We start from the raw sequence: 25,784 nt of genomic DNA, 5'->3' as shown, positions 1-25,784 counted from the left end.
TCCTTCAACAGTCGTTAGATTAGCTTCATGCAATCAAAGGAGATTTCTATGCCAAGCCTGACATTAGATAATGCCAATGCGATCATTACCGGCGCCTTTGCCAAGGCTGCCGAGTTGCAGTTGAAGCCGATCGTCGTTTCTGTTTTCGACGCAGGCGGCCATCTGAAAGCCTTTCAGCGACAGGACGGAACTTCGATTCTCCGCTTTGAAATTGCATCCGGAAAAGCTTTCGGCGCACTGGCTGTCGGTACTGGCTCACGCTGGCTCCACAATCAGGCCAAAGACCGTCCGCATTTTCTTGAGGGGCTGTCAGGCGTCTCAGGCGGGAGAATCGTGCCCGTGCCCGGCGGCGTGCTGATTAAAGACAGCACAAACGAAATTATCGGCGCTGTCGGCATCTCCGGTGATACATCTGACAATGATGAAGCAGCAGCCGTAGCCGGCATCGAAGGCGCGAGCTTTACAGCCGACATCGGATAAGAAGATCAAAACGCCGCGTATCCCATCAATATACGCGGCGTTTCATAGAATTGTATTGAAGACACCCGAATTATCATTTCAGATTTTTATTCGCAAAATGCGCTATTGCACCCGGCAAGGCATGTTCCACGCTGCCAACAAAAGAAGGTGTATCCGATATAACTTGAATATACCCTTCATTATATAATGTACAATTTACAACATTAAAAAATGAAACACCGGAATTTACAGATAAACCGCCGTTACCGATAATAATTTTGATAACATCATCCATTTTTATAACCCATAAAAAGTTGAATAACTAACAAGGGTGATGCTTCTTAATTTATAAGGCAAAATTGTGATTTTTTACCTTTTGATAAAAAATTGAATAAACATAGAATACTTAGTTGCTATTGCATTAGAACAAAAAAACGCCGCTTCCGGAGACCGGAAACGGCGTTTTTGAAATTCATCTTTCAGCTGCGATGCAGCCTAAGACTATTCCTTAGCTTCGAGGACCTGACGGCCGCGATACATACCGCTCTTAAGATCGATATGATGCGGACGACGAAGTTCGCCCGAGTTCTTGTCCTCGACGTAAGTCGGGGCCTTGAGAGCGTCTGCCGAACGGCGCATGCCGCGCTTCGACGGAGACGTTTTGCGTTTTGGTACTGCCATGGATCCAGCTCCACTGATCGATAAACAAACGTCCGGCACGGCCCCGAGGAGCCTGTCACATCGGACATAATTCCGGAAAGTCACGTGCCTATACACGCTCTCACTGCATTTGACCAGTCAGAGTCTTATCTTTTTTCCTGTCCAGCCGTTTATCGAACGCATGTCACATAGGGCCCAGCCCTGGAAGCGCGCCCGGCAACGATGCGCGAGATACGCTGCATGTTGCGCGTTGGCTTTGCCGGATTGCGCAAAGCGGGATTGGGAAGCGTTACGGCAAGCAAAGCGGCTTGCTGGGCAGTCAGACGTGATGCAGGCCGATTGAAGTAATGCTGAGCGGCCGCCTCGATTCCATAGATGCCCGGTCCCCATTCAGCAATATTGAGATAGATCTCCATAATCCGCTGTTTTGACAGCACGGCATCGGCGACCAGCGCCAAAGGAAATTCGAGCCCCTTGCGGACATAAGACCGGCCGTTCCACAGGAATAGGTTCTTTACAGTCTGCATGGTGATGGTCGATGCGCCGCGGCTTGGACCGCCCTCACCCGCATCATCAAGCACGAGGCTGAGCTGGTGCCAGTCCACGCCGCCATGGCTGCAGAACTGTCCATCCTCAGCCATCATCACCGAATTCACAAGAACAGGTGCAACATCCTCAATGCTCACCCACTGCCGATCTACATCGCGCAGAAGAACATAGTCCTTCACCATCAATGTCGAAATCGGACGAACAAAAGGAACCGAATAGACCAGGATCAGAAAAAGCGGCAGAACCGCAAGCACCACCAAAATCTTGAGCATGAGGGCAATTCTGCCACCCCAAACGGGATCAGCCAAGTAACCGCGACCATCTTTGCTCTTGAGAATGATTTTTGCCACGTCCACCGCCTGTTAGAGCATTTCCAGCAAAAGTGAGAATCGATTTTGCGTTCGAAAATGCGTAAGACAAATAGATAAAGCAGCTCGAGTGTTAGCTTGAACTGCTTTAGCCCCATTCAAGCGACATAAACTATTCCTTAACAATAATGAACCTGATTCCATAATCAGCCGCAGGAATTCAGCGACCAAATTGAGCGCTTTATGGCTCAAAATCCGCTGTTTGATGACCGCTTGATGAAAAAGCCTGTGCTGATCGATGTGGCCAGTTGACCAAATCAGCGCTTTCGTCCATCCCCTTTAGACATGGAAAACGTGTCTGTCGATTTTGCTCAATCCCTGAACCTACGCGCGCTCGAAGTCGAGACAATGCTGGTTGGGCTTCTGGATCTTCGTTTGCGCACCGGCGAAGTGGCTCGCCCCGAGCGACTGCTCGCTGCCATGCGTCATGGCGTGCTGAATGGCGGCAAAAGACTGCGTCCCTTCTTGGTCATAGAAAGTGCAGCCCTTTTTGGCCAGCATGGCGATGCGGTTCTGCGCGTGGCATCCGCGCTTGAGTGCATCCATTGTTATTCGCTCGTCCATGACGATCTGCCAGCGATGGACAATGATGATATGCGGCGTGGTCAACCGACCGTACACAAGGCTTTTGATGAGGCCGCAGCGATTCTCGCGGGCGACAGCCTGCTGACCTACGCTTTTGACATCGTGGCCTCAGACGAAACCGATCTTCCCGCCAGCATTCGCATCGAGCTGGTCTCGGCTTTGGCGCGGGCTTCCGGCATTGGCGGCATGGCCGGTGGTCAGGCGCTTGATCTGATGGCAGAAGATAACAAACCCGATGAAGCAGGCATTATCACGCTGCAAGCCATGAAGACCGGTGCGCTGATTCGTTTTGCCTGTGAAGCCGGAGCGATCATTGCAGGTGCATCGCGCGAAGACCGCGAACGCATGGCGGAATTCGGTTCGGCCATCGGTCTCGCCTTCCAACTTGCCGACGATCTTCTTGATGTAACTGCCGATGCGGCGATCATGGGCAAGGCAACAGGCAAGGATGCGGCGGCAGGCAAAGCCACGCTCGTTGCGTTGCATGGCATCGACTGGACGCGCAAGCAGCTCTCCGGTCTGGTGGCTCAGGCGGAAAGCCTGCTGGAACCATTTGGCGAAGATGCAGTGATTCTCAAACAGGCCGCTCGCTTCATTGCAGAGCGACAGAGCTAAAGCGCATCCCGAAAAATGTGAAACGGCTTTCGGACCAGATGCACGTCAAAACCAACTCTTAGAGATCGTCTTCACGCACTTTGATGATGGCAACGTCATCGACCGAGAGCTGACGGCCATCAAGTGCACGCACCTCAAGCTTCGCCACGCCTTCACCATTGATGGTATCAACCAGTTTTGAATGCGGCTCATCAGGCGCAAACAGATAGTTCTCGCCCCATTGCCGCAGGGCAACGACAACAGGCAACAGATCACGACCCTTGTCGGTCAGTCGATATTCCTGATGTGCGCCGCCATTGGGATCGGACACCATCTCCATAATGCCCTCGCCCGTCAGCTTGCGCAGCCGTTCAGCCAGAATGTTACGCGCGATGCCCAGATTCTTCTGGAAGGTGCTGAACCGCGTTACTCCGTCAAAAGCTTCACGCACGATCAATAGTGACCACCAGTCGCCGATCACATCCAGCGCACGCGCACTTGGGCAATAGTCACCTTTCAGGCTCTTTTTGCGAACCATGTTTACTCCATGCATTGCAACTTGGTTGCAATATAAAACCAATCACGCTAAAAGCAAAATGGTTTCATTTTAAAACCATTTTGCAGGAGCCAATCATGCAGTCCTATCCCAGCGCGGCAGCACCGTCTGCCGCGAACGACCTTGTGCGCCCTTCGCTTTCCCGAGCGACACTGCTGCTGTTTGCCATTGCCAGTGGCCTCGCTGTGGCCAATGTCTATTTCGCGCCTCCGCTTCTTGATGTGATGTCAGATGATATGGGGCTTAAACGTTCGACAGCGGGCCTTATCATTGCGTCAAGCCAGGTCGGCTATACAATCGGCCTCATTTTTCTGGTGCCCCTTGGCGATCTTTTCGACCGGCGAAAACTGATTCTCGCGCATTTCCTGCTGTCGGTCTTATCGCTTCTAGCCATTGGCTTTGCAGGAACTGCTACCATGTTGTTGCTGGCAATGGCCACGACGGGGCTTCTGGCTGTCGTCACACAGGCACTCGTTGCCTATGCGGCGAGCCTTGCCGATCCGATGCGGCGCGGTCATGTGGTGGGGATTGTCACAAGCGGCATCGTACTTGGCATATTGCTGGCACGCGCCATAGCTGGCGCGCTCACCGATATTGGCGGATGGCGCAGCGTTTACTTCAGTTCCGCAGCACTCACATTGCTGATTTCGCTTCTTCTCTGGCGCAACCTGCCACAACAGAATCGTCAAACGACAAGCGTCTGCTACCCCGCGCTTATTCTGTCACTTGTAACGCTGTTCCGCTCCGAACCCGTGCTCCGTGTCCGCGCAATCATTGCCATGCTGATCTTTGCTGATATCACCACGCTGCTTGCGCCGCTCGTCATGCCCCTCAGCGCACCGCCTTTTGAATTGAGCCATGCGCAAATCGGACTGTTCGGCCTGGCCGGAGCCGCAGGTGCGCTTGCCGCTTCTCGTGCGGGAACGGCTGCCGACCGCGGGCAGGCTCAGCGCATGACCGGCATCGCGCTCACGCTGATGCTATTATCGTGGATACCAATTGCCCTGCTCGATTATTCACTGCTCTGGCTGATTGCAGGTGTGCTGGTCATCGATTTCGGACTTCAGGCTGTGCACGTCACCAATCAGGCAATGATCTATCGCGTGCGACCCGAGGCACAGAACAGACTCACCGCTGCCTATATGGTTTTCTATTCCATCGGCAGCGCAAGCGGCTCGGCTCTTTCAACATGGATCTATGCTTATGCAGACTGGAACGGTGTCTGCCTGCTGGGTGGTGGCATCAGCCTCTTCACACTCACATTCTGGGCTGCGACCCGTAAATCAATGCCGGATGTCGCTACGCGCCACATATCAAACTGAAATCAGTTCTGACCAGCAGCGATCTTCCGATCAAGCCCGAAACGGTTTTCGATATATTCGGCAACCATCTTCTGGAAATCGGCGGCAATCTCAGGTCCTCGCAGCGTCGTAACCTTCTTGCCATCGACAAAGACCGGTGCGGACGGCGTTTCGCCCGTGCCGGGAAGCGAAATGCCAATATCAGCATGTTTCGATTCGCCCGGACCGTTGACGATGCAGCCCATGACTGCGACCGAAAGCGATTCCACGCCCGGATATTTCTCGCGCCAGACAGGCATACTGCGACGAATATCGTCCTGAATATTCTGTGCCAGTTCCTGAAACACGGTTGAGGTCGTGCGTCCGCAACCCGGACATGCGGCAACAATCGGAATGAACTGACGGAAGCCCATGGTCTGCAGAAGTTCCTGTGCCACCTGCACTTCGCGCGTGCGGTCGCCGCCGGGCTCCGGCGTCAGCGAGATACGGATCGTATCGCCAATGCCCTGCTGAAGCAGGATACCCATGGCAGCCGACGAAGCGACAACGCCCTTGGTGCCCATGCCGGCTTCGGTGAGGCCCAGATGCAGCGCGTGATCGGAGCGCTGTGCAAGCATTGTGTAAACGGCAATGAGATCCTGCACCTGACTGACCTTGGCCGACAGGATGATCTTGTCGCGGCTAAGGCCGATTTCTTCTGCAAGATTTGCCGAAATCAGCGCCGACTGAACAATGGCTTCACGCATGACTTCCTGCGCGCTCAATGGCGCACCCTCAGCCTGATTGCGATCCATAAGCGTGGTCAGCAACTCCTGATCGAGCGATCCCCAGTTAACGCCGATACGGACAGGCTTGTCATAACGGATCGCCATTTCAACGATATCGGCGAACTGCTTGTCTTTCTTGTCCTTGAAGCCGACATTGCCAGGATTGATGCGATATTTTGCGAGCGCCTCCGCACAAGCCGGATGATCGGCGAGTAGCTTGTGGCCGATATAATGGAAGTCTCCGACCAGCGGCACATTCATGCCCAGGCGTTCAAGACGCTCACGAATTTTTGGAACGGCAGCAGCGGATTCATCACGATCCACCGTGATGCGCACAATCTCGGAACCCGCGCGATGCAAAGCTGCAACCTGCGCTACAGTGCCATCGATATCAGCCGTATCGGTATTGGTCATCGACTGGACAACAACAGGTTCGCTGCCGCCAACGATAACTCCGCCAACGCTCACGCCAACGGATTGGCGACGGGGAAATGGATACGAAAAATAGCTGACGGTCTCGGAAGACATTGTGCTCTGTTCTTTTGTCCTGCCGCAATTGCCGATGGAAACCATATTTCACGCATCGGGAACTGCTCTTGGTACGGGCCTGCTTTCAGGTGGCGTAGCAAGGCGCAATTGTCAACGCCTGACCGCCTCGCTTTGTTGTTATATAATCACTTGCCGACGCCTTGTCGCCTCCTCATTATGGGATGATTCCAGAGGAGGAGATAAAAAATGCCAAATGCGAATGCCCGCAAAACCGCAATTATCACCGGTTCCAATTCAGGCATCGGACTTGGCATTGCCCACGCGCTTGCGGGCTCCGGGCACAATGTTGTGATCAACTCCTTCACGGACCGTAGCGAAGACCACGATTTGGCAAAAACAATCGCCGCAGAACATGGCGTAAGCGTGATCTATGTCAGCGCCGATATGTCCAAAGCTGATGACTGCCGCGCGCTGATTGAAAAGAGCGTGGAAGCCTTGGGCAGTGCCGATATCCTCGTCAACAATGCCGGTATCCAGCATGTGGCACCGGTCGAAGAGTTTCCGACCGAGCAATGGGACCGGATCATCGCGATCAACCTGACCTCAGCATTCCACACGTCAGCGGCTGCAATACCACATATGAAAAAAGCTGGGTGGGGCCGGATCATCAACATCGCTTCGGCCCATGGACTTGTCGCTTCGCCATTCAAGTCGGCCTATGTGGCAGCAAAGCACGGCATTGTCGGTTTCACAAAAACGCTGGCACTTGAACTTGCCCTTGCCAGGATCACGGCCAATTCCATCTGCCCCGGCTATGTGCTGACCCCGCTTGTCGAAGCGCAGATACCCGATCAGATGAAGGCCCATAACATGGATCGCGAAACAGTAATCCGCGAAGTCATGCTCGATAAACAGCCGACGAAGGAATTCGTGACCACTGCTCAGATAGGTGCGCTTGCGGCCTTCCTTGCAACGGATGCCGCAGCGCAGATCAACGGTGCCGCCCTGCCGGTCGAGGGCGGCTGGACCGCTGAATGAAGTCAGTGCGAACTATCCGCATATTTTGCCAGTCCTGAGAAGGCGAGCACCACTAACAACAGCACAGGCAATGACAGGAACACGACGCTGAAACCGCTATGCTTGGCGACAAAGCCGATCAGCGAAGGCGCAACCAGCATACCGGAATAGCCCATGGTGGTGGCAATCGACAGGCCAACACTTGGATTGATGCCCGGCAGATTGCCGCCAATCGAGAAGGCTATCGGCACCATGTTGGAAATGCCGATACCGCAAATGGCAAAGCCAAAGATCACCGCGTAAGGGTGGCTCGACAGGCCGACAATCACCATGCCGATAATGGCAATCGATGTGCAGAAGCGCAGCGTGTTGATCGCGCCGAAACGGTCGCGGACAATATCGCCTGCAAAGCGCATGATCGCCATGGTCATGGAGAAAGCTGCGAAGCCAAAACCAGCGACCGTCACGGACGCACCCATTTCATCGCGCAGATAATATGCGCCCCAATCAAGTATTGCGCCCTCCGGGATCATCGAGAACAATGCGATAATGCCGACCAGCCATGGCAGCGCATTGCGCGGCAGCACCAGCTTCTGCTTCTCGCCGCTTGGATGATGAAACTTGTCCGCGACAATCGAAGGCCATGCAAAAATCAGCAATCCTGCTGCCACAACGGTCGCAATCAGCGCATGAATAGTCGAGCCGACATGCGCGATGAGAAAGCCACCGGTCGCGGCACCAATCAGTCCGCCAAGGCTCCAGAAGGCATGACAGGACGACATTATGGCCCGGCGCATGTTCTTCTCAACAGCGACCGCATTGGCGTTCATTGCGACATCCATCGCACCGATCATGCCGCCAAAATAGAACATGACAATCACAGCTGTGACGATATTCGGCACAAGCGCAATAATCAGCAAAGCGGGGATAAGTCCGATTGCAAACAGCTTGACGACGGCGCCCGAACCGCGATGTGCGGACAATGCACCGGCCACCGGCATCATCGACAGAGAGCCGACACCGAAGACGAGGATCATCAATCCCATGCCACTGGTATCGAGCCCGAGACGCCCTGCAAATTCGGGAATTTTCGGTGCCCAGCCGCCAAAGATATAACCATTCATCAGAAAGAGCAGCGCCACAGCGATACGCTCTCTGGTTACAATTGGCGCACGGTCATTCAGCGCATCGTTTCGTCCGGCCGTCTGTTCCATCATGTCCTCAGTCACGCCCTTCTACGGCGTGTATAATCGTCATGCCCGATGCCCGATAGGGCGCAAGCACATCTTCATTCGCATCCTGTTCGACAGCCATAACATTGACCGCCTCAATGGGTATGACATCGTGCGCAGCAACTGTGCCGAGCTTGTCACTGGTGATTGCCAGAACCACCTTGCGGCTGCGCCCGGCAATAACCCGCTTGAATTCCGCATCTTCCAGATGAAGTGCTGTGATGCCCGTTTCCGCTGAAAAGCCGCAGACACCGAGCATACAAAGATCAGGCCGCACCAGTTCCGCATCGCGCAAAGCGCGTGCACCAACCGCCGCACTCACGCGACGATCAATAGGGCCGCCGATCATCACGACGTCGATCTTGTCTGACTGCAGAACAATAGCAGCAATGGAGGGCGTGTTGGTAACAACGGTGATCACATCACCCCGATCAGCCAAAAGTCGCGCAAGCGCCAGATTGGTTGAGGATGAATCCAGAAACACCGTCATGTTCGGCTCAATCAGAGCAGCCAGCGCAGCGGCAAGGGTTGTCTTGGCCTCCGGTCTTTCCGTATCACGTTCTGCGAGCGGCGCGTAAGAAGGAGCGGCCTTCAAAGCACCGCCATAGACGCGCTTGCAAAGCCCCGCCGCCGCCATCTCGCGGAGGTCACGGCGGATCGTGTCTTCCGAAACCCCGAATGACTCCGCAAGCTCGCTCGCCAATACGCGCCCGGACTGCTCAAGCAGCTCCTGAATACGCGCTTGTCTTTCGTCCAGTAATAGCTCTGTCATCGCTCGTTCCTGCCACCATGCATAAACGTGCATAAATCGGTAAAAACGTGCATAACAGATTTTTATGGCCATGCAAGCAAAAGAAAACGCCGCACCCTTTACAGGGGACGGCGTCAATCATTCTATGATGTGAAAGCTGGATCAGTCGGCGTAAACGACAAGCAAATCCTTCGCATCGATCTGTTCGCCGGGGCGCACAAGCACTTCTGCAATTGAGCCATCGCGTTCAGCACGCAGAGCCGTTTCCATCTTCATGGCTTCAATGGAAAGCAGCACATCACCTGCCTTCACGTTCTGGCCTTGTGCGGCAGCAACCGTGGACACAACGCCCGGCATCGGCGCGCCGACATGCTTGTCATTGCCTAGTTCCGCTTTGCGCTTAACACCACCCGACGCACCCTTGGCGCGGTTTGGCACCTTGACGCGGCGCGGCTGACCATTGAGCTCGAAGAACACAGTGACCATGCCCTTCTCGTCGGTCTCAGACATCGCCTGATTGACGATCACAAGCGTCTTGCCGCGTTCAAGATCAACGAAAACTTCTTCTTCCGGCTTCAAGCCATAGAAGTAAACCGGCGTTGGCAGGACACTGGTCGGGCCATAGTTTTCCTGTGCCGCCGCATAGTCGGTGAAGACCTTTGGATACATGAGATAAGAAGCAAATTCCTGATCCGTGATCTCGCGACCAAGTGTTTCCTCAATCGACTTGCGCTCGGCATCAAGGTCAGCGGCTGGAAGCAGCGAACCGGGACGTACCGTAAAAGGCTTTTCGTCTTTCAGCACTTTCTTCTGCAGCGATGTAGGCCAGCCCGATGGCGGCTGACCAAGATCACCACGCATCATCGACACAACCGAATCCGGGAAGGCAATGTCCTTGTCCGGGTTTTCGACATCGGCAACGGTCAGGTCCTGAGAGACCATCATCAACGCCATATCGCCCACCACCTTGGAGGACGGCGTGACCTTGACGATATCGCCAAACATGCGGTTCACATCGGCATAGGCCTGTGCCACTTCATGCCAGCGGGTTTCAAGACCCAGCGAACGCGCCTGTTCTTTGAGGTTCGTGAACTGACCGCCCGGCATTTCATGCAAGTACACTTCCGAAGCCGGTCCCTTGAGGTCGCTTTCAAAGGCCGCATACTGGTTGCGCACCGCTTCCCAATAGAAGGAAATGCGGCGGATCGTTTCCGTATCAAGACCCGGATCGCGTTCCGAACCATGCAGAGCTTCTACAATCGAACCAAGGCATGGCTGCGATGTATTGCCGGAGAAGGCATCCATTGCCGCATCAACCGCATCGACACCGGCATCAACCGCAGCAAGCACAGTCGCCGCCGAAATCCCCGACGTATCATGGGTGTGGAAATGGATCGGCAGATCGGTTTCCTCACGCAGCGCCTTAAACAGCACGCGTGCCGCCGCAGGCTTCAACAGACCCGCCATATCCTTGAGAGCGATAATATGCGCGCCAGCCTTTTCAACCTGCTTGGCCAGCTCGACATAATATTTTAGGTCGTATTTGGCGCGATCCGGATTGAGAATATCGCCCGTGTAGCAGATGGCCGCTTCACAAAGCTTGTTCTCTTCCAGCACCGCATCCATCGATACGCGCATGTTCTCGACCCAGTTGAGGCTGTCGAACACGCGGAACAGGTCCATGCCGCCACGCGCTGCTTCACGCACGAAATACTTCACCACATTGTCCGGGTAGGACTTGTAGCCAACGCCGTTCGCACCGCGCAGCAGCATTTGCAGCAGGATGTTTGGCGCGCCTTCGCGCACCATTGCCAGACGTTCCCATGGATCTTCAGTCAAAAAGCGCATCGACACGTCAAAAGTCGCACCGCCCCAGCACTCAAGCGAGAAGAGGTTTGGCAGCGCCTGCGCATAGGCATTGGCCACACGCGCAATATCATAGGTGCGCACACGCGTTGCCAGCAATGACTGATGCCCATCACGCATGGTCGTGTCGGTCAAGAGAACACGCTTTTCATTGCGCATCCATTCGGCAAACTTCTGCGGTCCAAGCTTGTCGAGCAGCTGCTTGGTGCCATTGACCACCGGACGATCACCAAACCACGGCACTATCGGCTTCGCTGCATCCTGCGATGGTTCTGCACGGCCCTTGGTTTCCGGATGACCATTGACAGTGACATCAGCCACATAGGTCAGAAGCTTGGTCGCGCGGTCCTGACGCTTCATATGCGTGAAAAGCTCAGGCGTCGTATCGATGAAGCGCGTCGTGTAATCATTCGACTGGAAACGCGGATGATTGATGATCGCTTCAACGAAGGTCAAGTTCGTCGCGACACCGCGAATACGGAATTCGCGCAACGCACGGTCCATACGGCGAATAGCTTCAATCGGTGTCGAACCCGACGCCGTAACCTTCACCAGCAGCGGATCATAATAACGCGTGATGACCGCACCCGAATAGGCCGTGCCGCCATCAAGACGAATGCCAAAGCCCGAAGCCGAGCGATAGGCCTGAATGCGTCCATAATCCGGGACGAAATTCTGCTCAGGGTCTTCGGTGGTGATACGGCACTGCAGCGCATGACCGTTCAGGCGAATATCCTTCTGCTCCGGCACCCCTGATTCCGGCGTTCCGATAGCATAGCCTTCCAGAATATGAATCTGCGCCTTGACGATATCGATACCCGTCACTTCTTCCGTGACAGTATGCTCCACCTGAATGCGCGGATTAACTTCGATGAAGTAAAACGCACCGGTATCGGCATCCATAAGGAACTCGACCGTACCCGCACCAATATAATCGGTGGCGTGGGCGATCTTCAGGCCATAGCCTGCCAGTTCCTGACGCTGCGCATCATTCAGGTAAGGTGCTGGCGCACGCTCCACAACCTTCTGGTTACGGCGCTGGATCGAGCAATCGCGCTCATAAAGATGAACCGCATTGCCATGCGTATCGCCCAGAATCTGCACTTCAACGTGACGCGCACGCTCGACGAGCTTTTCGAGATAGACTTCATCCTTGCCGAAAGCTGCTTTGGCTTCGCGCTTGGCTTCCGTCACTTCACGATCAAGATCTTCCTCGGCACGAATGGCGCGCATACCGCGACCACCGCCACCCCATGATGCTTTCAGCATCAACGGATAGCCGATTTTGGCTGCGAGCTTCTTCACTTCCGCTATATCGTCCGGCAGCGGATCGGTCGCAGGCACAACCGGAACGCCAATCTCAATTGCGAGATTACGCGCAGCTACCTTGTTACCGAGACGGCGCATGGTTTCAGGCTTCGGGCCAATGAAGATGATGCCGTTCTCAGCACAAGCATCGGCAAATTCGGGGCTTTCCGACAAAAGGCCATAGCCTGGATGAATGGCATCAGCACCTGAAAGCTTGGCAACGCGGATGACTTCATCAATCGACAGATAGCTTTCAATCGGTCCGAGATCACGCGCGAGATGCGGTCCACGACCGACCTGATAGCTTTCATCTGCTTTAAAGCGATGCAGTGAGAGTTTATCTTCCTCTGCCCATATGGCCACCGTTTTTATGCCAAGCTCATTGGCTGCACGGAACACGCGGATAGCGATTTCGGAACGGTTGGCGACCAGAATTTTACGGATGGACAAGGCAGAACTCCCACACTGCAATGATCGGTATGGCTTTGATTAGCCTGCAATCTAAGCAAGCGCAAACAAACTGTGCAACTGCGATACAAAAACAAAATGCCCGACCAAAAGTCGGGCATCCTGCCAAAATTTGAAGCAAATTTTGCTAATATATGAGGCAATCTGCACAGTATTACTGGCTAAATAGTACATTCAGCCAATTGAACACTGTTCAGAAATCACTTTTATAGGTGAGTCTGCCTCTTTCAGTCTTATTTCTTCTGGAAGTAGTTATATTTTCCATCGTCGCCCTTGCGCCATTCGAACATGACATAAGGTGAAAGGCTTGGATCACCTTTTGCATCATAAGAGACGTCACCGAGCACCGTCTTGAACGGACCCTTGGCCTTCATGGCTTCAGCAACCGACTGCGGATCGTTGTTTCCGGCAGCATTGGCTGCATCAACCAGCGACTGCACACCTGCATAAGCGTAGAAGGTATAGGCTTCCGGCTCAAAACCCTTGTCGCGGAACGCCTTGATCAGATCAGCGTTAGCTGCATCATCGCGCGGATCCGGGCCGAACGTATTCAGAACACCCGCAACCGCATCGCCAGCAATCGAAGCCAGCTCGTTGGAAACAATGCCGTCACCGGAGATGAACTGTGCCTTCAGACCCTGATCGGCCATCTGACGAATGATAAGGCCTGCTTCCGGATGCATACCGCCCCAATAGACGGCAGTAATGCCTGCAGCCTTCATCTTGGAAATCAGCGCTGAGAAATCCTTATCGCCCTGATTAACGCCTTCATACAGCGTCTCTTCCTTGCCATTGGCATTGAGCGACTTCTTGGTTTCATCTGCAAGACCCTGACCGTAAGGGGTCTTGTCATGCAGGATCGCGACTTTGCCGTCCTTGTAGGTATCGGCAATGTATTTGCCCGCAACGATGCCCTGCTGATCATCACGACGGCAGGTGCGGAAGGTGTTCCACAATTCGCGTTCAGTGAAGGTTGGGTTGGTCGTACCGGGCGCAATCATCAGCACGCCGTTTTCAGCGTAAATATCGGAGGTTGGAATGCTGACGCCCGAATTGAAATGGCCGATCACGAATTGCACGCCGTCACCGACGAACTTATTCGCAACCGAAATCCCCTGACGTGGATCGGCAGCATCATCGCCATAAACGATCGTGATCTGCTCGCCGTTCATGCCGCCCTTGGCATTGGCTTCTGCCACAGCCGCTTCAACGCCGCGCTTGATCTGGTCTCCATAAGCCGCCTGACCACCGGTCAATGGTGCGCCAACGCCCAGCAGCACATCAGCAAACGACGCTCCGCCCATCGCAACCAAAGCGGAAAGGCACACACCACAGAATAAGGATTTTTTCATTTCAGTTACTCCCATTGAACCACGATCTCCGGACTGAATTCCGGAGCCGCCAATTCCACTGGAAGAGAGTTTTTCATACCCCGTGCGAGAGACAGGCCTGATGCTATGAATTGACAATCCATGCACCCAACGCTTCCCGACACCCTCGCCCCTCCTCCAGGGAACGAATTGCCAACCGTGCTTTACGCCAAACAATGTCGTTGCATTAGGTAAAATGGCTTTGATCAGTATTGTCCATCCTCATTAATATCTAAATTTGATGCTTTTTCCGCATGATGTCATGAATTTAAAGTTTTCGTAAAATAAAAATGCCCGGCATATAGCCGGGCACTTTTCTTAGAGACGTAATAATACAGACAGAGACTTACTGCTGAATGTAATTATATTTCCCGTCTGCACCCTTTTCCCACTTATACATTACGTAACCTGGGAGTTTCGGGTCGCCCTTGGCATCATAGGAAAGATCACCAAGCACAGTTGGGAACGGACCTTTTTCCTTCAACGCCTTAGCAATTTCCTGTGGGTCGTTGCTGCCAGCTGCCTTTGCAGCACCTGCCAGAGACTGAACAGCCGCATAGGAGTAGAGCGTGTAGGCTTCTGGTTCAAAGCCTGCGTCGCGGAACTTCTTGACGAGATCAGCATTGGCTGGGTTGTTGCGTGGATCTGGGCCAAATGTGTTCAACGTGCCTTCAACAGCTGGACCTGCAATCGAAGCCAGCTCGTTGGAAACGATACCGTCACCCGAAATGAACTGAGCTTTCAGACCCTGATCAGCCATCTGACGGATGATGAGACCGGCTTCCGGATGCAGACCACCCCAATAAACGACGGTGACGCCTGCCTGCTTCATCTTGGCGATGAGTGCAGAGAAGTCCTTCTCACCGACGTTCACGCCTTCATAAAGGGCTTCCTTGGCGCCGAGCTCGTTGAGCTTCTTCTTGGTTTCATCGGCAAGACCCTGACCATAAGGGGTCTTATCGTGGATCACAGCAATCTTCGCGTCCTTGAAGTTGTCGAAGATATACTGACCGGCAACGATGCCCTGCTGATCGTCACGGCCGCAGGTACGGAACGTGTTCCACAGGTCGCGCTCGGTATAGACCGGGTTGGTCGCTGCTGGCGAAATTTCGAGAATACCGTTTTCGGCATAGACTTCAGACGCCGGGATCGAAACACCGGAGTTGAAGTGGCCGATCACGTATTTCACGCCATCAGCGGCAAACTTGTTTGCAACCGAAATACCCTGCTTTGGATCCGACACGTCGTCACCGAGCGTAATCGAGATCTTTTCGCCGTTGATGCCACCAGCATCATTGATTTCCTTGATGGCTGCTTCCGCACCCTTCTGGATCTGCGCGCCATACACAGCGTTTGGACCAGTCAGCGGTGCGCCGATGCCCAAAAGTACATCTGCCCAAGCCGAGCCACTGAAAGCCATCACCGCTGCAAGAGCAACGCCTGAGAAAAGCGATTTCTTCATTACTTGAACTCCCGATTATAGTTACCCCGAACGATGTTTTTGCATCGCTTTATTATCTTGCTGATTTGCCAGCAATATCTACGCTGAACCTGTTTTTCAGCGTGATCTTTTTAAAGAAGCTCCGCCGCCAGAGCATTTTGAGTTTTCTATTTTATCAGAGGAAATGCTCTGAATTATTGTTTTTAAGCAGTCCCCCAAAACCGGTTCCCACTTCTGGGGGACATGCTCTCACGGCGAAGCTTCGAATTATTTTGCCTTCCAGCTAAGTGGTGAAGCTTTTTCATAGAGCCAGTTATACTGGCGCACCATTTGTTTGGTGCGCGTATAACGATAGCCGATCGTACCGATGACCATCAGCACGATCACATCAACCAGATAGTAGTGCAGCGAAAGCAGCGTGCCCTCAAACAGCGCATAGTGGATAAACCGCACGGCTGCGCCCAAAGGGATCAGATAGAGCAAAAGCTGCGGATAGGTCCGCCATGTCTGTGCGCAGGCACGGCCTGTCATCCAGGCAGCCCAGCCACCCAGAAGGCAGGTGATGAGAAAAAACAGCCAGAATGACGGTTCTTCGTAGAGAATTCCCTGCATGATTTTTCTCCTTAATGCCTTCCGCCTTCGAGATAGGCGGCACGCACTTCCGGGTCAGCCAGCAGTTCGCGGCCAGCGCCGCTCATTGTGATTGATCCATTGACCATAACATAGCCGCGATCAGCTAGCTTCAGCGCACCGAAAGCATTCTGCTCGACGAGAAACACTGTGAGACCCTGCGTGCGGTTGAGTTCCTTGATCGCTTCGAAGATCTGCTTGACGATCAGAGGAGCAAGACCCAGTGACGGCTCGTCAAGAAGCAGAAGCTTCGGACGGGCCATCAGCGCGCGCGCAATCGCCAGCATCTGCTGTTCACCACCCGAAAGTGTGCCGCCACGCTGATTGATACGCTCCTTCAGACGCGGGAAAAGTTCGAACATCAGCGCAACATCTTCCTCGAAATATTGCTGATGATCGAGGCTCGCACCCATCTGCAGGTTTTCGAGCACTGTCATGCGCGGGAAAATGCGGCGACCTTCCGGCGATTGTGCAATTCGCAGCTTCGCAATCTCATGCGGCGGCATTGACGTAATGTCCTTGCCGCCGAAAAGAATGCGGCCAGTACGAGCGCGCGGCGAACCGAAGATGGTCATCATGAGTGTGGACTTGCCAGCACCGTTGGCGCCAATCAGCGCTACGATTTCACCCTCGTTGACTGTCAGGTCGATGCCCTTGAGTGCGCGGATGTTGCCGTAATAGGTCTCGACCTTTTCGACGGCCAGAAGCGGTTGCTTTGTTTGCATAGTGTCAGCCGTCATCATTCAGCTCCCTTCTTGGGCTTTGCCGGAGCTTTGGCGCTTTTCGTGCCTTTAGGGGCTCTGGCTGCCTTTGCGGGAGCAGTCTTATGGCTCGTAGGGACATCTCCGGCTTCAACACGGGTTGAAAACTCGGTGGCCTGACCCGAAGCAAGTTGTGCTGCCTGCCCCACCCAGTCTTCGCGGGCAATGCGACCGTCGAATTCCAGATAGGTTTCAGCCTGAACGATGTCAGCTTCAGTCCAGGCGGCAATCTGATCAAAATGATAGATGCCGTGCTCGTTGAGCTTCTTCTCGTTGACTTCACCGATGCCCTTGATGAGCGTCAGATTATCAGGCTTGCCATCACGCGCTGCGGCCAATCCGCCTGCAAAACGAACGGCCTCTTCAGCCTTTTCTTCCTCGATTGCCTCTACAGCAAGCTGAGTTGCGATAAAGTCTGCAGGATCGCCAGTGCCCGGCTTGTCCGCTTCCTCGATCAATTCTGCGATCTCATCGTCATCAACGCCGAGATAGGCGGCGATAACGCGTGGATCGTTGCGCACTGCTTCCGGTGAGCCGTCAGAGATCTTTGTGCCGTATTCAAGCACGATCACATGATCGGAAATTTCCATAACCACTGACATATCGTGTTCGATCAACAGGATCGACGTGCCGGTTTCCTTGCGAATATCGAGCAGCAGCTTGTTGAGCTCTGCCGATTCACGAGGATTAAGACCCGCGGCCGGCTCATCGAGGCAGAGAATTTCTGGCTCAGTGCACATGGCGCGCGCAATTTCCAGACGGCGTTGATCGCCATAAGGCAGATCGCCAGCCGGGTCGTCCGCACGATCAATGAGATTGATCTTCTCAAGCCAGTAGCGCGCTTTTTCGACCGCTGCCTTGGCGGCTTTCTTATAGCCCGGCAGACCCAGAAGACCGAGGATCGTGTAACCTGACGAACGCATCAGCACGTTGTGCTGTGCGACAAGCAGGTTTTCCAGCACGGTCAGCCCCGAGAACAGACGAATGTTCTGGAACGTACGTGCAACGCGGGCATCCTGCGTAATCTTGAAATCGGGCAGGCGTTCCAAAAGGAACTTTTCGCCCGTATTCCGGTTCATCGTCAGCATACCGCCGGTTGGCTTGTAGAAGCCGGTGATGCAGTTAAAGACCGTCGTCTTGCCCGCACCGTTAGGACCGATGATGGCTGTGATGTCGCCGCGCTTCACATCGAAGCTCAGATCATTGATCGCGACGAGACCACCAAAGCGCATCGACAGATGCTCAACTGTAAGAATGGTGTCTTTCGAACCATTGCCAGCCATAATTTTTGTCTCCGCCATCAGCCGTGCCCTTCCTTGGTAAAGGCACCCGACACCAACTTATTCTGATTGAGGAACGCGCTCGGTTCTCGGCTTCCGACAAATCCGCGCGGTTTCCAGACCATGACGACCACCATGGCAAGACCGAAGATCAGCATACGGTAGAGTTCAGGTGTGAAGTTGGCGCCGAAAATAGCTTTCAGGAAGCCCATTTCACGCAGGATTTCCGTGCCGCCGATCATAACGATTGCAGCAATCGCAATACCGACGAGCGACCCCATACCGCCAAGAACGACGATAGCAAGAATGACTGCGGATTCAAGGAACACGAAGGATTCCGGACTGACAAAACCCTGACGGGCAGCGAAGAAGGAACCCGCAAAACCACCGAACATCGCACCCGTCGCAAAAGCGGTGAGCTTGGTTGTGGTGGTATTGATGCCGAGTGAACGGCAGGCGATTTCATCTTCGCGCAGCGCTTCCCATGCGCGACCGACAGGCATACGACGCAAACGGATCGTAACGAGAGCCGTAATCAGCGCGAGTATGAGGATCACATAATAGAGGAAGAACTTGTAGTGAGCAGCCGAGAATGTCAGGCCGAAATAGGCGGCAAAGCCGTCTTTGCTGGCATTGAAAGGCAGACCGAAGAAGGTTGCCTTGGCGATACCGGAAATACCGAACGTACCCTTAGTGAGATCCGTCCAGTTGATAAGGACAAGTCGGATAATTTCACCAAAAGCCAGCGTCACGATGGCGAGATAGTCACCGCGCAGACGCAAGACCGGGAAGCCGAGAATAACACCCCAGGTCGCAGCCAGAATGCCTGCAATCGGCAGCAACATCCAAAAGGACAGACCAAAATATGCCGAAAGAAGCGCGTAGGAATATGCACCCACAGCGTAGAAAGCGACATAGCCGAGATCGAGAAGGCCAGCGAGGCCAACCACGATATTAAGGCCCCAGGCCAGCATCACATAGATGAGGATCTGGACGCCGAAATTGTCGACCCACTTCAACGATCCCTGCCAACCAAGCATGGTAACGATCAGGACCGGGTAGACGAAAAGAAACACCACACCAATTTTTGAGAAATGAGCGCGGAAGAAAGACGGCGCTTCAGCAGCCACCACAGGGCGGCTTGCTTTTGCGAATTTGCGAGCCTCAAGCGTGGGCTGCAGGAACGCGATAAAGGCAAAGCGACCAAAAGCCGCCAAAGCCACCAGAATTGCCAGCGCCCCCCAGCGCTGCTGCAACACCAGCTCGTTATTGATGTTCTGATCGGTCTTGAAACCAACGATCAGAATGAAAAGTCCCAAAGCCACAAGACCGGCAATGAACCCTTCACGAATGGCCCGGGCAAAAAGGGAATCCGGGCGTGAACCTGTTTGTACGGCCATGATTACACCTTTTCGACTTCAGGACGGCCAAGAATGCCGGACGGCATGAAGATGAGCACGATGGCAAGGATCGAGAACGCGGCAACATCCTTGTAATCGATCGAGAAATAAGCCGACCACAATGCTTCAATGAGACCGATGAGCAAGCCACCAACCACTGCACCCGGCAGCGAGCCAATCCCACCCAGAACGGCCGCCGTAAACGCCTTGACGCCAGGAATGAACCCGTCAGCAAAGGAAATAACACCGTAGAAGGAGAGGTAAAGCGTACCGGCAACGGCCGCCAACATGGCACCCATCACGAAGGTCAGCGAAATAACGCGGTCGACATTGATGCCAAGAAGCGCGGCCATCTTGCGGTCCTGCTCGCAGGCACGCTGCGCACGACCAAGCGATGTTCGATTGACGATATACCAGAATATCGTCAGCAGCACCGCCGTCACCACGATGACCACGATCTGCTTGAGCGAGATCGTCACGTTGGTTCCGAAAATATTGTAGGAGCCCGTCAGGAGCTGAGGCACCGGCTTGTTGCGCGGACCCTGCGTGACCTGAACGAAGTTCGACAATGCAATCGACATACCGATCGCTGTGATCAGCGGCGCGAGACGGAACGATCCACGCAGCGGCCGATAAGCAGCCCGCTCAATCGTCCAGCTCCAGAGCCCCGTCAGAAGCATTGCAACAACCATCATCAGCAGAAGCATGAGCGCAATTGGCAGCGCTCCGATGAATGTTGTGATGATTAGAAAAACAATCAGCGCCATAAAGGCGCCGAGCATAAAGACATCGCCATGTGCAAAGTTGATCATGCCGATAATGCCGTAGACCATCGTATAGCCGATGGCGATCAGGCCATAGATCGATCCGAGCGCGAGCCCGTTGATCACCTGCTGGAAGAAATATTCCATCGAGAAGCCACCCATTTAACTCTACCCGGTATTATTGCCGCATCATTATTTCGTGCGACTTCTGTTTATTCCCGGATAATTACACCTAACGGCTGTATAAAGGAATGCAAGCCCCTTTTGTCTCAGACAAAAGACTAATGACTTCATTCCTCCACAAACTAGTTATGTCCCCTAAAAAGGGCCCTGTATATATACTTTTCTCCTAATTCGGGCCCGTTATTCCATAATTTCCCCAACGCGTCACAGACAAAAAATAGGGAGCGTCTCCCTATTTTTGCCTACCGTACCCGTTTTACGCAACAGTGAATCCGTGTGCAAACGGATCACGGTCATCAATGAAGATCGTATTGTAGCCCGTCATGCGTGCCCAACCGGCAATTGAAGGGATAATTCCGGTGCCGCCAGCGACCTCCACGGCGCGTTCAACACGGCCATGAAACAGCGAACCAATGATGGATTCATGCACGAAATCATCACCCGGTTTCAGCTTTCCTTTGGCAGCAAGCTGCGCCATACGGGCAGAAGTGCCGGTTCCACAAGGCGAACGGTCGATTGCCTTGTCGCCATAGAAAACGGCATTGCGCGCATGAGCTTCAGGATGTGTCGGCTCGCCGGTCCAGAGAATATGCGTCAGACGATTAATGTCTGGAAGGTCTGGATGCTGGAATTTATATTTCTCATTCAGGCGTTGACGAAGCACCGGACTCCAGGCAATTAGCTGCAGCGCGGAATAATCTTTCATGTCGCTGTAATTTTCTTGCGGCTCTACGATTGCGTAGAAGTTTCCGCCATATGCAACATCGACTTTAATTGGTCCGAGATCAGGGCATTCCACTTCCAATCCTTCGGCATAAAGGAAGGCTGGAACGTTGGTCAGCCGCACGCGGTCGACATATTGACCATTCTGCTCATATTCGATTGCCACCAGACCGGCAGGCGTATCGAGGTTGAGCTTTCCGGGTGTCTTTGGCGTTACAAGCCCTTGCTCGATAGCCATTGTCACAGTGCCGATTGTGCCATGACCGCACATTGGCAGACAGCCGGATGTTTCAATAAACAACACAGCTACATCGCAATCCGGACGTGTCGGTGGATAAAGAATGGAGCCGGACATCATGTCATGACCACGCGGTTCGAACATCAGACCCGTGCGGATCCAGTCATACTCACGCAAGAAATGTGCGCGCTTTTCCATCATGTTCGAACCTTCAAGGTTCGGGCCACCGCCAGCAACCAGACGCACTGGATTGCCGCAGGTATGTCCGTCGACGCAGAAAAATGAATGTCTTGCCATGATGGTCAGTTCCGAAAACGTTGTGGCTTGAAAGGTTCGATATCGACAGCCGGCGCAGAACCCGTGATCAGGTCACAGATAATCCTGCCTGTCGCCGCTGATTGTGTGAGGCCAAGATGGCCATGGCCGAAGCCGTAATAGATATTTCCGCCTGCAGAGGCACGACCGATAACGGGCATAGAGTCTGGCATAGACGGTCGATACCCCATCCATTGCCGCCCACCCTCAATCTTCAATCCCGGCAGGAACATGGAGGCCTTTTTCAGCATTGCAGCTGAACGGGCATAATTGGGCGGCAACTGAAGGCCACCAAACTCCACCGCACCACCTACACGCAAGCCAGTCGCCATCGGCGTGATTACAAAACCATGGCCTGGGAAAGTCAGCTGGCGCTTAACATCAAAACTGCCAACCGGAAGCGTCGTGTTATAGCCACGCTCCGTATCGAGCGGCACTGCATCGCCAAATCCTTGCGCAAGATTCTTTGACCAGGCTCCAGCCATCAGCACCAGATGCGCAGCCCTTATCTCGGTGCCGTCCTCCAGATGAACCGTCGCACCGCCATGTTGGCTGGCGGCATGTTTCACTTTCGCATGAAGGAAACGCGCACCTTTGCTTTCAGCATATGCCCAGATAGCCTGACCGAAGAGCTTCGGATCACTGACATTCTTCCAGCCCGGAACAAACGTGCCGGCCACAAAACGAGGATCAAGCCCCGGCTGCAGCTCCTTCAAGCGGGTTCCACGCACATGCTCATAAGCGATACCGGCCTTTGCCTTTGCATCCCAGCCGGGTTGCGACGCAGCAAGTTCGGCTTCACTTTCATAAAGTTCCAGATTGCCATCTTCCTGCAAACGGTCGCGTAAGCCCGCTCTATCGATCAGCCCCAGCATCTCGCGTTGCGCAAGTTGCATCATATTGCCCTGGGCAACCGTGGTCTTCTCAAGAGCTTCCGCGCTGCTTGCACGCCAGAAGCGATAAAGCCAGGGGATCATCTTTGGAAAGTAAGAGGGGCGGATCGTGAAAGGTCCGAGCGGGTCCATAAGCCAGCCCGGAACCTTACCCATAACACCTTTGGAGGCCATCGGTAGTATGTCGGAGAAGGCGAGTGCCGCCGCATTCCCTGAACTCGTTTCCTCGCAAATCCCGCTTCGATCAATCACAAGAACTTCGCGCCCTGATTCGGCAAGAAGTGCTGCCGTAGCCACGCCGACAATGCCGCCACCAATAATGACGATGTCGCGCTGCCTACTGGGATCAAATTTCATTTATGCGCGGCTCCCGACCGGTCTTGTATATTCGCCTTAGCTTATAAGGCTGACGTAAGTTCACGCCAGCTGCACTGGTTTTGTCCATCCATTTTTTGGAATGACACCATGCAAAAAGCCCGTTATCGATGATATTCGCACAACGCCTGCATTGTTATTATTTTTTAACGGCGCACCGCCCATCATTGATATATCAGAGATATATCTGTAGGGTCAAAAGATGTCAATCGCATAGTATGAGGCTTCAATCTGCATGGAACATGCAAGGGTCCACGAGAAAGTTGCAAAAGGCAGCGCAGCGCTGACAGATAGCTGGGGCAGTGAAAGCCTTGCCGAGCAAGCTTATCGTTTGCTGGAGCGCTCGATCGTAACGCTTGAACTGGAACCTGGCTCAGTCGTCAATGAGCGCACATTGATTGAACTGACAGGAATGGGCCGCACGCCGATCCGCGAAGCCATACAACGGCTCGCCTGGGAAGGGCTTGTCGAAGTCCGCCCGCGTTCCGGCATCGCCATCACGCAGATCGATCCCAAGGATTTCTCAAAAGTGCTCGATGCCCGGGAAGGTGTCGAGCGTGTTTTGGCGCGTGATGCCGCACGCTTTGGCACTCCGCGCGACTACGAACGCTTACAAGCGGCAGCCGACGCAATGCGCGAGGCTATTCCGTCAGAAGATGTTTCGCTGTTTTTAGATGCGGATAAGGCCTTCGACATCGTGCTCGGCTCAGCTGCCAGTAATCCCTATGCCACGCGTCTTGCGGCACCGCTGCAAACCCACAGCCGTCGATTCTGGTTCAGACTACGCCCATCGACCGGCATTACCGGTTCTGCCAATGCCCATGCAACGCTGATCGAAGCAATCATTTCCCGCGAACCAGACCGGGCAAGCGACACAGCTAGCGAGCTGATGTCCTATCTGCGAACGCTTGCACCATAAGCCTAGTGTTCTCAGGCAGCGCCCAAGGCGTTTCGCGCATGGGCCACTGCGTCCATGTCCACTGTTGTGGTTGATCTTGTATCGAAAATAAGACCATCATCCGTACCGATATCATTTACGGCTCTCGCATAAAAATGCCGGGAGCCGTGACTCATATCGAGTGTCTGAACTGAAGCGATAGAAAGAATGGCCAAAAGGCCCAAAACTGCCTGCGACGAATAACGCATCTCCAACGCTCCGCCTTGAAATTTGACGGATGAAATTAAGCGCTAGCTGATGTTCGAATGATGGCAAAGTTCAGCTTTAGAGGTGGCGGCAATTCACAAAACTGAGAGCGACAACTGCGTTAATGCGCTTTGTTCATCGAGTCGGACATTTTGCGCATAACTTTTAGAGCCACAGTTAGCTCTTCGTCGCTGACACCTTCAAGCAGATCAGCACGCACATCGCCAGCAAGCTTCACCACCTGCTCTGCCAGAGACTTGCCTTCTTCAGTCATCACAATACGTTTGGCACGACGATCGCCTTCGACCGCCTGACGTTCGACAAAAGACTGACGTTCCAGACCGTCGATCAGGCGAACCATGGTCGCGTTCTCGATCTCGAGCACTTCCGCTAATTCTTTCTGATAAAGGCCTTCCTGCTCAATCAATGTGAGAAGGGTGCGCGCACGCGCCAGCGTCAGGCCGCGTTCTTTAACCCGAGCATCAAATAATGTCCGCAGTCTACGATTGACCTTCGCCATGGCATCGATCATTTCCGCGCTGAGATCTGCTCTGCTCATAATGAAAGCCTTATATTAGTGACCTAACAATTAACTAATGAGATAAATGGCCAGCACACGGTTTTCAAGCGATCATACCAAACTCACGCAAGCGTGATGGTATAAGCACGGTCAGTCGCCCAGTTGACCGATAATTTCCCGCTCACAGTAGTGTTCAAAAAAGAAAAGCGGGCCGAAGCCCGCTTTCTTAAACATTCGCTTAGGGTAGCCGAAGCCTAACCTTTTCAGGCCGGAAGGACCGTACCCTGCAACGTCATCAGCTGATGCAGGAAAATCTCTGCCTTCGTGCGATGTTCGTTCGTCGAAGCGTCTTCGAGATGCTTGCGAGCAATTTCGATGCGCTTCTGAATATCAGCGGGATCGACGTCATCAACATGCGTGGCGGATTCCGCGAGAATGGTGCAGCCCTGCGGGGTAATGTCGGCAAAGCCGCCAAAAACCACATAGGCGTCAGACTTGCCGTCGCTCAGCTTCACCGAAACGACACCCGGCATGATCGTCGTCATCAGCGGCGAATGACCTGCGAGAGCCGTCAGGTAGCCTTCACTGCCCGGAATGACGACTTCCGTCACCTGTGCGGAAAGCAGGAGGCGTTCTGGCGACACGAGTTCGAATTGGAAAGCTTGAGCCATGGTTCTCACTTAAATTTCTAGAGCTTGATCCCGAATGCAAACCGGCTTCCGGAAAAGATCATACTCAAACAAATGAACAGGCATTTTCGGCGGGCTTGAGAGCCCG

The 25,784-nt window shown here is 53.8% G+C and carries 25 protein-coding genes; 5 read left to right on the top strand and 20 right to left on the bottom strand.

What is annotated here, in order from left to right; all coding sequences use genetic code 11:
- Positions 1-48: 48 nt before the first annotated feature.
- Positions 49-480: a GlcG/HbpS family heme-binding protein gene (locus QSJ70_RS19470; protein WP_285538878.1), complete on the top strand. Its 432-nt coding sequence runs from the start codon at positions 49-51 to the stop codon at positions 478-480.
- Between the two features lie 73 nt (positions 481-553).
- Here the strand turns inward: QSJ70_RS19470 and QSJ70_RS19465 are convergent, their stop codons facing one another.
- From QSJ70_RS19465 to mtgA, 3 genes are all read right to left on the bottom strand, one after another.
- A complete protein-coding gene (locus QSJ70_RS19465; protein ID WP_007876757.1) occupies positions 554-754 on the bottom strand; it encodes a hypothetical protein in 201 nt (66 codons plus the stop codon).
- Positions 755-960: 206 nt separating this feature from the next.
- A complete protein-coding gene (gene rpmF / locus QSJ70_RS19460) occupies positions 961-1,140 on the bottom strand; it encodes a 50S ribosomal protein L32 (RefSeq protein WP_006467787.1) in 180 nt (59 codons plus the stop codon).
- 149 nt (positions 1,141-1,289) lie between these two features.
- Complete coding sequence (mtgA, locus tag QSJ70_RS19455; protein ID WP_171380024.1) at positions 1,290-2,018, bottom strand: monofunctional biosynthetic peptidoglycan transglycosylase; 729 nt, start codon at positions 2,016-2,018, stop codon at positions 1,290-1,292.
- A 303-nt stretch (positions 2,019-2,321) separates the two neighbouring features.
- Between mtgA and QSJ70_RS19450 the strand changes: the two genes are divergently transcribed.
- Positions 2,322-3,236 carry a polyprenyl synthetase family protein gene (locus QSJ70_RS19450; protein ID WP_064321079.1) on the top strand — a complete coding sequence of 305 codons (915 nt, stop codon included), beginning with the start codon at positions 2,322-2,324 and terminating at the stop codon, positions 3,234-3,236.
- 58 nt (positions 3,237-3,294) lie between these two features.
- Here QSJ70_RS19450 and QSJ70_RS19445 read toward each other — a convergent pair whose 3' ends face one another.
- The gene (locus tag QSJ70_RS19445; RefSeq protein ID WP_285538864.1) at positions 3,295-3,753 is read right to left on the bottom strand and encodes a winged helix-turn-helix transcriptional regulator; all 459 of its coding nucleotides are present in this window, start codon (positions 3,751-3,753) and stop codon (positions 3,295-3,297) included.
- Between the two features lie 95 nt (positions 3,754-3,848).
- Between QSJ70_RS19445 and QSJ70_RS19440 the strand changes: the two genes are divergently transcribed.
- Positions 3,849-5,093 carry an MFS transporter gene (locus tag QSJ70_RS19440; RefSeq protein ID WP_285538862.1) on the top strand — a complete coding sequence of 415 codons (1,245 nt, stop codon included), beginning with the start codon at positions 3,849-3,851 and terminating at the stop codon, positions 5,091-5,093.
- A 2-nt stretch (positions 5,094-5,095) separates the two neighbouring features.
- Here the strand turns inward: QSJ70_RS19440 and ispG are convergent, their stop codons facing one another.
- Positions 5,096-6,367, bottom strand: a complete 1,272-nt coding sequence (gene ispG / locus QSJ70_RS19435; protein ID WP_285538860.1) for a flavodoxin-dependent (E)-4-hydroxy-3-methylbut-2-enyl-diphosphate synthase — start codon at positions 6,365-6,367, stop codon at positions 5,096-5,098.
- Between the two features lie 207 nt (positions 6,368-6,574).
- Between ispG and QSJ70_RS19430 the strand changes: the two genes are divergently transcribed.
- Positions 6,575-7,366: a 3-hydroxybutyrate dehydrogenase gene (locus tag QSJ70_RS19430; RefSeq protein WP_285538859.1), complete on the top strand. Its 792-nt coding sequence runs from the start codon at positions 6,575-6,577 to the stop codon at positions 7,364-7,366.
- Between the two features lie 2 nt (positions 7,367-7,368).
- Here QSJ70_RS19430 and QSJ70_RS19425 read toward each other — a convergent pair whose 3' ends face one another.
- From QSJ70_RS19425 to QSJ70_RS19370, 12 genes are all read right to left on the bottom strand, one after another.
- On the bottom strand, positions 7,369-8,559 hold the full coding sequence (locus QSJ70_RS19425; protein WP_112808184.1) for an MFS transporter: 1,191 nt from the start codon (positions 8,557-8,559) through the stop codon (positions 7,369-7,371).
- Between the two features lie 7 nt (positions 8,560-8,566).
- Positions 8,567-9,349, bottom strand: coding sequence for a DeoR/GlpR family DNA-binding transcription regulator (locus QSJ70_RS19420; protein WP_084479815.1), 783 nt, complete (start codon positions 9,347-9,349; stop codon positions 8,567-8,569).
- Positions 9,350-9,490: 141 nt separating this feature from the next.
- Complete coding sequence (pyc, locus tag QSJ70_RS19415) at positions 9,491-12,952, bottom strand: pyruvate carboxylase (RefSeq protein WP_285538857.1); 3,462 nt, start codon at positions 12,950-12,952, stop codon at positions 9,491-9,493.
- 251 nt (positions 12,953-13,203) lie between these two features.
- The gene (locus QSJ70_RS19410; protein WP_007876780.1) at positions 13,204-14,322 is read right to left on the bottom strand and encodes a branched-chain amino acid ABC transporter substrate-binding protein; all 1,119 of its coding nucleotides are present in this window, start codon (positions 14,320-14,322) and stop codon (positions 13,204-13,206) included.
- 364 nt (positions 14,323-14,686) lie between these two features.
- A complete protein-coding gene (locus tag QSJ70_RS19405; protein WP_007876799.1) occupies positions 14,687-15,802 on the bottom strand; it encodes a branched-chain amino acid ABC transporter substrate-binding protein in 1,116 nt (371 codons plus the stop codon).
- A 246-nt stretch (positions 15,803-16,048) separates the two neighbouring features.
- Entirely contained in the window at positions 16,049-16,393 is a 345-nt protein-coding gene (locus QSJ70_RS19400) for a DUF6867 family protein (RefSeq protein WP_007876800.1), read from the bottom strand.
- 11 nt (positions 16,394-16,404) lie between these two features.
- A complete protein-coding gene (locus QSJ70_RS19395; protein ID WP_039860190.1) occupies positions 16,405-17,151 on the bottom strand; it encodes an ABC transporter ATP-binding protein in 747 nt (248 codons plus the stop codon).
- Positions 17,151-18,455, bottom strand: coding sequence for an ATP-binding cassette domain-containing protein (locus QSJ70_RS19390; RefSeq protein WP_039860196.1), 1,305 nt, complete (start codon positions 18,453-18,455; stop codon positions 17,151-17,153). The genes QSJ70_RS19395 and QSJ70_RS19390 overlap by 1 nt, the downstream gene beginning before the upstream one ends.
- 17 nt (positions 18,456-18,472) lie before the next feature.
- Positions 18,473-19,852, bottom strand: coding sequence for a high-affinity branched-chain amino acid ABC transporter permease LivM (livM, locus tag QSJ70_RS19385; RefSeq protein ID WP_285538849.1), 1,380 nt, complete (start codon positions 19,850-19,852; stop codon positions 18,473-18,475).
- A 2-nt stretch (positions 19,853-19,854) separates the two neighbouring features.
- Positions 19,855-20,763 carry a branched-chain amino acid ABC transporter permease gene (locus tag QSJ70_RS19380; RefSeq protein WP_007876804.1) on the bottom strand — a complete coding sequence of 303 codons (909 nt, stop codon included), beginning with the start codon at positions 20,761-20,763 and terminating at the stop codon, positions 19,855-19,857.
- 292 nt (positions 20,764-21,055) lie between these two features.
- A complete protein-coding gene (locus QSJ70_RS19375; RefSeq protein ID WP_105518947.1) occupies positions 21,056-22,057 on the bottom strand; it encodes a 4-hydroxyproline epimerase in 1,002 nt (333 codons plus the stop codon).
- Between the two features lie 5 nt (positions 22,058-22,062).
- Positions 22,063-23,325 (bottom strand): NAD(P)/FAD-dependent oxidoreductase, encoded by a 1,263-nt coding sequence (locus tag QSJ70_RS19370; protein ID WP_105518948.1) that lies wholly within the window; start codon positions 23,323-23,325, stop codon positions 22,063-22,065.
- A 253-nt stretch (positions 23,326-23,578) separates the two neighbouring features.
- On the opposite strand from QSJ70_RS19370, the gene QSJ70_RS19365 reads away from it, so the two are divergent.
- Entirely contained in the window at positions 23,579-24,262 is a 684-nt protein-coding gene (locus QSJ70_RS19365) for a GntR family transcriptional regulator (protein WP_007876810.1), read from the top strand.
- A gap of 11 nt (positions 24,263-24,273) precedes the next feature.
- Here the strand turns inward: QSJ70_RS19365 and QSJ70_RS19360 are convergent, their stop codons facing one another.
- From QSJ70_RS19360 to QSJ70_RS19350, 3 genes are all read right to left on the bottom strand, one after another.
- Positions 24,274-24,489: a hypothetical protein gene (locus QSJ70_RS19360; RefSeq protein WP_007876811.1), complete on the bottom strand. Its 216-nt coding sequence runs from the start codon at positions 24,487-24,489 to the stop codon at positions 24,274-24,276.
- Positions 24,490-24,608: 119 nt separating this feature from the next.
- A complete protein-coding gene (locus QSJ70_RS19355) occupies positions 24,609-25,046 on the bottom strand; it encodes a MarR family winged helix-turn-helix transcriptional regulator (protein ID WP_007876813.1) in 438 nt (145 codons plus the stop codon).
- Between the two features lie 224 nt (positions 25,047-25,270).
- Positions 25,271-25,678 (bottom strand): F0F1 ATP synthase subunit epsilon, encoded by a 408-nt coding sequence (locus QSJ70_RS19350; RefSeq protein ID WP_285538842.1) that lies wholly within the window; start codon positions 25,676-25,678, stop codon positions 25,271-25,273.
- Between the last annotated feature and the right edge of the window lie 106 nt (positions 25,679-25,784).

Origin of the sequence: Brucella sp. NBRC 12950, from assembly GCF_030268145.1 — a bacterium.
In the GTDB taxonomy this organism is placed as follows: Bacteria; Pseudomonadota; Alphaproteobacteria; order Rhizobiales; family Rhizobiaceae; genus Brucella.
Note: the sequence above shows the minus strand (reverse complement) of the source record. Positions and strands in the feature narration are given on the sequence as shown.

Bases quoted from the DNA above. Each gene is read 5' to 3' on its own strand.
- QSJ70_RS19440 (WP_285538862.1), top strand. From the start codon at position 3,849: ATGCAGTCCTATCCCAGCGCGGCAGCACCGTCTGCCGCGAACGACCTT.
- QSJ70_RS19420 (WP_084479815.1), bottom strand. From the start codon at position 9,349: ATGACAGAGCTATTACTGGACGAAAGACAAGCGCGTATTCAGGAGCTG.
- QSJ70_RS19470 (WP_285538878.1), top strand. From the start codon at position 49: ATGCCAAGCCTGACATTAGATAATGCCAATGCGATCATTACCGGCGCC.
- rpmF (WP_006467787.1), bottom strand. From the start codon at position 1,140: ATGGCAGTACCAAAACGCAAAACGTCTCCGTCGAAGCGCGGCATGCGC.
- QSJ70_RS19395 (WP_039860190.1), bottom strand. From the start codon at position 17,151: ATGACGGCTGACACTATGCAAACAAAGCAACCGCTTCTGGCCGTCGAA.
- QSJ70_RS19430 (WP_285538859.1), top strand. From the start codon at position 6,575: ATGCCAAATGCGAATGCCCGCAAAACCGCAATTATCACCGGTTCCAAT.
- QSJ70_RS19445 (WP_285538864.1), bottom strand. From the start codon at position 3,753: ATGGTTCGCAAAAAGAGCCTGAAAGGTGACTATTGCCCAAGTGCGCGT.
- QSJ70_RS19375 (WP_105518947.1), bottom strand. From the start codon at position 22,057: ATGGCAAGACATTCATTTTTCTGCGTCGACGGACATACCTGCGGCAAT.
- QSJ70_RS19390 (WP_039860196.1), bottom strand. From the start codon at position 18,455: ATGGCTGGCAATGGTTCGAAAGACACCATTCTTACAGTTGAGCATCTG.
- QSJ70_RS19410 (WP_007876780.1), bottom strand. From the start codon at position 14,322: ATGAAAAAATCCTTATTCTGTGGTGTGTGCCTTTCCGCTTTGGTTGCG.
- QSJ70_RS19350 (WP_285538842.1), bottom strand. From the start codon at position 25,678: ATGGCTCAAGCTTTCCAATTCGAACTCGTGTCGCCAGAACGCCTCCTG.
- QSJ70_RS19365 (WP_007876810.1), top strand. From the start codon at position 23,579: ATGGAACATGCAAGGGTCCACGAGAAAGTTGCAAAAGGCAGCGCAGCG.
- QSJ70_RS19400 (WP_007876800.1), bottom strand. From the start codon at position 16,393: ATGCAGGGAATTCTCTACGAAGAACCGTCATTCTGGCTGTTTTTTCTC.
- QSJ70_RS19370 (WP_105518948.1), bottom strand. From the start codon at position 23,325: ATGAAATTTGATCCCAGTAGGCAGCGCGACATCGTCATTATTGGTGGC.
- QSJ70_RS19465 (WP_007876757.1), bottom strand. From the start codon at position 754: ATGGATGATGTTATCAAAATTATTATCGGTAACGGCGGTTTATCTGTA.
- QSJ70_RS19380 (WP_007876804.1), bottom strand. From the start codon at position 20,763: ATGGAATATTTCTTCCAGCAGGTGATCAACGGGCTCGCGCTCGGATCG.
- QSJ70_RS19450 (WP_064321079.1), top strand. From the start codon at position 2,322: ATGGAAAACGTGTCTGTCGATTTTGCTCAATCCCTGAACCTACGCGCG.
- ispG (WP_285538860.1), bottom strand. From the start codon at position 6,367: ATGTCTTCCGAGACCGTCAGCTATTTTTCGTATCCATTTCCCCGTCGC.
- QSJ70_RS19425 (WP_112808184.1), bottom strand. From the start codon at position 8,559: ATGGAACAGACGGCCGGACGAAACGATGCGCTGAATGACCGTGCGCCA.
- QSJ70_RS19355 (WP_007876813.1), bottom strand. From the start codon at position 25,046: ATGAGCAGAGCAGATCTCAGCGCGGAAATGATCGATGCCATGGCGAAG.
- QSJ70_RS19405 (WP_007876799.1), bottom strand. From the start codon at position 15,802: ATGAAGAAATCGCTTTTCTCAGGCGTTGCTCTTGCAGCGGTGATGGCT.
- livM (WP_285538849.1), bottom strand. From the start codon at position 19,852: ATGGCCGTACAAACAGGTTCACGCCCGGATTCCCTTTTTGCCCGGGCC.
- QSJ70_RS19360 (WP_007876811.1), bottom strand. From the start codon at position 24,489: ATGCGTTATTCGTCGCAGGCAGTTTTGGGCCTTTTGGCCATTCTTTCT.